Source organism: Protofrankia coriariae (assembly GCF_001017755.1).
In the GTDB taxonomy this organism is placed as follows: Bacteria; Actinomycetota; Actinomycetes; order Frankiales; family Frankiaceae; genus Protofrankia; species Protofrankia coriariae.
Window position 1 is genome coordinate 70,105 of sequence record NZ_JWIO01000023.1, and the last position, 5,025, is coordinate 75,129.

Annotated in this window: 6 protein-coding genes (1 of these 6 only partly in view); 5 read left to right on the top strand and 1 reads right to left on the bottom strand. The window is 66.6% G+C overall.

The window, feature by feature from the left end; all coding sequences use genetic code 11:
* From FrCorBMG51_RS34825 to FrCorBMG51_RS14930, 5 genes are all read left to right on the top strand, one after another.
* Positions 1-92 carry the end of an ABC transporter permease gene (locus FrCorBMG51_RS34825; RefSeq protein WP_476742176.1) on the top strand. 256 nt of this gene lie to the left of the window's left edge, so 92 of the gene's 348 nt are visible here — the last part of the coding sequence; its start codon lies off the left edge, out of view; the stop codon is at positions 90-92.
* Positions 53-301: a hypothetical protein gene (locus FrCorBMG51_RS34830; protein WP_268760570.1), complete on the top strand. Its 249-nt coding sequence runs from the start codon at positions 53-55 to the stop codon at positions 299-301. The genes FrCorBMG51_RS34825 and FrCorBMG51_RS34830 overlap by 40 nt, the downstream gene beginning before the upstream one ends.
* 245 nt (positions 302-546) lie before the next feature.
* Positions 547-1,590, top strand: coding sequence for a hypothetical protein (locus tag FrCorBMG51_RS14920; protein ID WP_235433597.1), 1,044 nt, complete (start codon positions 547-549; stop codon positions 1,588-1,590).
* 165 nt (positions 1,591-1,755) lie between these two features.
* The gene (locus FrCorBMG51_RS14925; RefSeq protein ID WP_047223685.1) at positions 1,756-2,163 is read left to right on the top strand and encodes an ArsR/SmtB family transcription factor; all 408 of its coding nucleotides are present in this window, start codon (positions 1,756-1,758) and stop codon (positions 2,161-2,163) included.
* On the top strand, positions 2,163-2,645 hold the full coding sequence (locus FrCorBMG51_RS14930; protein ID WP_047223675.1) for an SRPBCC family protein: 483 nt from the start codon (positions 2,163-2,165) through the stop codon (positions 2,643-2,645). Before FrCorBMG51_RS14925 ends, FrCorBMG51_RS14930 begins: the two co-directional genes overlap by 1 nt.
* A 120-nt stretch (positions 2,646-2,765) precedes the next feature.
* On the opposite strand, the gene FrCorBMG51_RS33180 is transcribed toward FrCorBMG51_RS14930, so the two are convergent.
* On the bottom strand, positions 2,766-4,268 hold the full coding sequence (locus tag FrCorBMG51_RS33180; protein ID WP_338052754.1) for a protein kinase domain-containing protein: 1,503 nt from the start codon (positions 4,266-4,268) through the stop codon (positions 2,766-2,768).
* Positions 4,269-5,025 lie beyond the last annotated feature (757 nt).

Sequence of the window (5,025 nt, forward strand, 5' to 3'; positions counted from 1 at the left end):
GAGCCGGTGGGCGCGGCTGGTCCATCTCGAGATCCCGAGTGCTCTTCCGGCCGTGTTCACCGGGCTGCGGATCTCCGCCGGCCTGTCGGTGATCGGCGCGATCGTCGGTGACTTCTTCTTCCGGGAAGGACGACCCGGTATCGGCAGCCTCATCGACGACTACACGCGCGGACTGGAGTCGGCGCCACTGTTTGCCGCGATCATCGTGTCGTCTCTGTTCGGTCTGGCGGTGTTCTGGGTGTTCGGGCTGCTCGCGCACCTGGTAGTCGGGGACTGGCACGACTCGGGGCGGAGGTCGTGACCCCGGGCCGTGGCGATCGAACATCCGTCGGACACGGCCCCGGGCCCCGTCCGCCGTAGCTTCACTCACCTTCAGCCCTGTCCCTTCTGAACGCATCAAGGAGAGCAATGCGAGCATTAACGTCGCGCCGGCGCCACGCGGTCGCATGGATCGGCGCCGCCGCGGTGGCGGTGACGATGGCGGCCTGCTCCAGCTCGGATGGCGGATCAACCATTGGGCCCACCGCCACGGCAGGCGGCGGCCCGGTGGCCGCATCCCAGTACACGACTCCGCTCAAAGGCGTCTGCCCGGACACGGTCGTCGTGCAGACGAGCTGGTGGCCGGAAGCGGACCAGGGATTCACCTACCAGCTACTCGGACCCAACCCGACGATCGACGCGGACCACAACCGGGTGGTTGGCCAGCTCGGCGCCACCGGTGTCCGCCTGGAGATCCGCTCCGGGGGCCCGGCCGCCGGCTACCAGCAGCCGTCCGCGTTGATGGCACAGGATGACGCCATCCTGCTCGGTTACGTCGGCACGGACGAGGCGATCCAGAACTCCGGCAAGATCCCGACAGTGGCGGTGTTCTCCTCCTACGACCGCAACCCCGAGGTCTTCCTGTGGGGTAACCCGGACTGGAACTTCACCAACATCGGTGAGATCGGACAGTCCGGGGCGAAGGTTCTCGCCTACGCCGGCGCGGCCGACATCGACCTGTTCGTACGCCAGGGGCTGCTGAAGCAGTCGCAGGTCGACACCTCGTACCAGGGCAGCCCGGACCGCTTCGTCGCCGCCGACGGCAAGGTCGTCCAGCAGGGCTTCGTCACCAACGAGGTCTACCACCTCGAACACGACGTGCAGGCCTGGAACAGGCCCGTTAAGTACCTGCTCGTCGATGCCTACCCCATCTACCAGTCCGCCCTGGCCATCCGCGCGGACAAGCTCGAGGCCAACAGCGCCTGTCTGGCCAAGCTCGTTCCGCTGTTCCAACAGGCGCAGCGCGACTACATCACCGCCCCCGGCCCCACCAACCAGCTGCTGCTCGACATCGTCGGCAAGTCGCATACCGCGGGGTTCAGCCTCTCCCCCGGCCTGCTCACCTACGCCAACCAGACACAGCGCGACCTCAAGCTGATCGCAAACGGCGCCGACGGGGTTCTCGGCAGTTTCGACAACGCGCGCGTCCAGAAGCTGATCGACGACCTCGTGCCCCTCTACACCGACAAGGGCACCAACCCGAAAACCGGCCTGACCGCCACTGATGTGGTGACCAACCAGTTCCTCGAAAAATCGGTGTCCCTCAGCTGAAGGCTGGTCCGTAACTCGGTCGGGTGTGGTGTGGCTGTCCGGGCGGTGCCCGGACAGCCGGCCCGGCGGATGGCGCAGCGGTAAACGTTAATCCTCAACCGTTTGGTTGACGTATGGGTCGATCGACGCTAAGTTTCTCCTCAATCGATCGGTTGAGGAGTGATCGTGGTGGATCAGCTTTCCCGGGTCTTCGCGGCTCTCGCGGACCCGACCCGGCGTGATCTGGTCGCGCGGCTTACCGACGGTGACGCCACGGTCGGCGAGCTCGCCGCGCCGTACGACGTCACCGTGCAGGCGATCTCCAAACACCTGAAGGTGCTCGAGCAGGCCGGCCTGGTCAGCCGTACCGGCGAGGCCCACCGCAGCCCGGTGCACCTCGAGGCGAAGGTGTTCGACCTGATGACCGCGTGGATCGAGCGGTACCGGCGTCAGGCCGAGGAGCGTTACCGACGCCTCGACGCCGTGCTGGCCGCCATGAACGACGCCACCGCCATCACCACCGGCGTCACCGACATCACCACGAACAACGCCCGTGACGACGAACAACCGACAAAGGAAAAGGAGACAGCCTGATGAGCACCATCGCTGCCGCCGTGATCGAAGCCGACCAGAACGTACCGATCATCCGGATCACCCGGGACTTCACGGCCACCCCGGAACAACTGTTCCGGGCTCACACCGACCCCGCCCTGTTCGTGCGGTGGGTCGGACCGAACGGACTGCGGACCCGGATCGAGCACTGGGATGCCAGGACCGGTGGAAGCTGGCGTTATGTCGCCGACCACGACGGCAACGAGTTCGGCTTCCACGGTAGTTTCCACGAGGTCCGCACCGACCGGATCGTGCAGACCTTCACGTTCGAGGGCGAACCGGACGGCGTCGCGCTCGAGACGCTGTGGTTCGAGGATCTCGGCGACGGCCGTACCAGGCTGCACGCCCAGTCACTGGTGGACAGCTTCGACAGCCGGGACGCCTGGCTGCGCAGCGGGATGGAGATCGGGGTCAACGAAGGTTACACCAAACTCGACATTCTGCTTTCCGCCGGTGGAGTCTGAGGTGACGCTCCCCGGCGTCGCTCGTCCGCCGACCGGTCGGTGAGTGAGCGACACCGGCGGATCAGCGATACCTTCGACGAACGGGGGATGCCCCGGTGGCGGTCCGGGTTGCCGAACGGTCTACTCCCGCCATTGTTGCTGGGTGGTCTGATTGCACTCCCACAGCTGCACCCTCGTGCCGTCCCATCCGGCGTTGGCATCGGCATCGAGGCACCGGCCGTACGGGGCATTCCACCCGTTCTGATAGGCGCTCGCGGCCGCGTCGCTACGGTAGTACCACCGTTGCTGGGCGAACCCGTTGCACATCCAGAGCTGTACCTTCCCGCCGTTAGCGCCGATGGTGTTCGTGTCGGCGTCGAGGCACATGCTCGGCCACTTCACGCTGTGAATCAACGCTCCGGTGGTACGCAGGTCACCCTCGTAGTACCACTGTTGCTGGACAGATCCGTTGCACGTCCAGAGCTGGACTTTCGTGCCGTTGGAGCCCTGGCCGTTGAGGTCGGCGTCAAGGCACATGTCCTGCCCGAAACGGTTGCTGTGGAGGGTGATTCCGCTGGTAGCCACCGGAGCTGTCGAGGCGTCCGGACTCTGACCGGGTTCTTCTGTCGCGAAGGGCCTGGGCGAACTGGCCGCATCGTCTGACGGTGCCTCTCCTCCCGATGTGCGAATTATGAGCGCGGCCGTGACCACCGCAAGCACGACCGCGGCGCACCCGCCGACAAGCCATCGCGGCCGTCTGCGGCCTGGACGCCCAGGTGGCTCGGGTGTGTCCGACGGCGGCTGAGGAGGCTCGAATTCGGCTGGCGATGGACCGGACGACACGGGTGAGCTGGGTGATCCTGATGATTCAGACAGATCGGATGGTCTGGGTGGGGTGACATCGTAGCGGCTGAGATCCGCGACCACGGTGGGAGGCAGCCAGTTCTCGTCGATGCGCAGCCGCTCGTCGGTGGATGCCGCCCGGCACAGCTCGATCAGTTCCGCCGGAGCAGGGCGAGCTGTCGGGTCCTTCTCCATACACCGTTCCAGCACACCGCGGACCCGGTCCGGGCAGCGATCCCAGTCGGGCTGCCCGTGCACGATCCGGTAGGAGACGGCAGCGTCTCCGCCGAACGGCAGCCTGCCGGTGATCGCATAGTAGGCGGTGGAACCGAGGGAGAAAATGTCCCCGGATGTGCCCGGGGAGACTCCCTGAGCCTGTTCGGGAGCCATGAACGCAGGCGTGCCGATCTGGATCCCGGTCTTGGTGATCTTTGTTTGAGAGGCTTCGATCGCCCGGGAGATACCGAAATCGATCACCCGGGGGCCGTCCGCGGCGAGAATGATGTTGCTTGGCTTGAGGTCACGGTGGATCACGCCGGCGTCGTGGATGGACTGCAGTGCCTCCGCGACCCCGGCGATCAGCAGCAGGACGCTCTCCGCCGGCAGCGGTCCCTGCTGGGCGACGGTTACGGCGAGGGAGGGGGCTGCGACGTAGGCGGTGGCCAGCCACGGGCGTGGGGCGTGCGGGTCACAGGCGATGACCGGGGCGGTGTACAGACCCAGGACCCGCCGGGCGATCGTCACCTCTTTTTCGAAGCGACGCCGGAACTCGGGATCGGCGGCGAGNNGGCGGCGAGCCACGGCCAGGCCACTTTGAGCGCGACCTGCCGGCCGCCGGGGGTGTAGGACAGGTACACCGCCCCCATGCCGCCCTCGCCGATCCGGGCCCAGAGCGGATATGTGCTGATCTCGCGGGGATCCTCCGAGGTCAGCGGGGTGAACACCGCATCCCGGCCCCGTCCCGCCCCGCCAGGTGTGTTCGGCGGGTTCGGCTGTGGCACGTCTCCCCCCGGGACGGTGCGGTCTGTGTCCGGCGATGTGTTGGTCATCGCTTCTCCGTGTGGCTCGCTGTCCGTGTCCATGGGGGTATCAGCGGTAGAAATCAGCTCCGGCCACGACAGTATGCATTATTCCGGACACATGTCCGATCGGGGGTCGGGGATGCCGGACCGTATTGGTTCGCGGAGATTCGTCGAGCCTGCTCACCGTCAGGACGAATTATCCTGATTTGTAGGACTCTCGGCTCCAGCGGCCTGCACGGGCACACGGCGAGCGCGGCGTTCGAGGCCGTGCTCCGATGTGAAGGGAGTGCTGCGGCCGGGGCCGGGGCCCAGATCGCCACCGTCGCCGTCGAGGCATGAGAGGGCCGGCGGGAAGCCAGCGGAGAGCTGCCCACCGTGCGCGGTGCCGGTGGGGCGCGAACCTCCGTCGTTCCTTCCGCCGGCACCGCACGACAGAGGTTGGACTGCCGATGTCGTTGTTGAACCGCAGCGCTCAGCGCGTGCGGGGAATTTCAGCGTGTGCAGGGAATACTGAACGCGCCTTTGTTGGCGGCGGT